The 696-nt window shown below is 71.7% G+C and carries 1 pseudogene; it reads right to left on the reverse strand.

The window, feature by feature from the left end:
* Positions 1 to 37: 37 nt before the first annotated feature.
* Positions 38 to 696: pseudogene (locus A5691_RS04105) on the reverse strand (DUF222 domain-containing protein); the annotation flags it as partial.

Genomic DNA, 696 nt, shown 5'->3' on the forward strand with positions numbered 1-696 from the left:
CGCCCGAGCCGGGCTATGTGCCCTCCCAAGGGTTGGCCGATTTCGTGCGGTGTCGGGATTTGACGTGCCGCTGGCCGCAGTAGTCCTGGGGCGGGGGGTCGGCCTCGGCGGCCGGTATGGCGCCGGTGGCGTGGCAGAGGCTGGGGAACAGCAGGGCGCTGCCCGGGGTGGTGACGTAGGTGCGCCCGGCCGGGGAGGTCAAGATCAGGGTGCCGTCGGGCAGCTGCTGCTCGCGCCAGCCCCAAAACGTCTTCACCAAATGATGGGTGCGGCAATAACACTTCAGGTTGCTGGCATGGGTGGGCCCACCGGCGCTGTAGGGAATGGTGTGGTCGAGGTCGCAGACCATCGCCGGGCAGTCACAACCCGGCCAGCGGCACGTCAAATCCCGACACCGCACGAAATCGGCCAACCCTTGGGAGGGCACATAGCCCGGCTCGGGCGGCGCGTCCCCGGGATGGACCAGCGGCACCAGCTTGGCCACGGCGGCCAACTCGGCCACCAGCTCCGGTGGAATCAGGCCGTCGGCCCGCAGCTCACTGGCCATCCCCACCCCGCGATCCAGGGCGGCCTGCTCGGCGAGCACGTGAATCACCACCGCACCGGCCGCCGGCCGGGTGCCGGCCGCGCAGTCCGGGCGCCCGCAGCGACACCCCAGCCGCTCAGCCCCGCCGGCCAGCGCGCCCAACGCATCCA

The sequence above is a fragment of the Mycobacterium sp. E183 genome, assembly GCF_001667735.1.
Taxonomy (GTDB): Bacteria; Actinomycetota; Actinomycetes; order Mycobacteriales; family Mycobacteriaceae; genus Mycobacterium.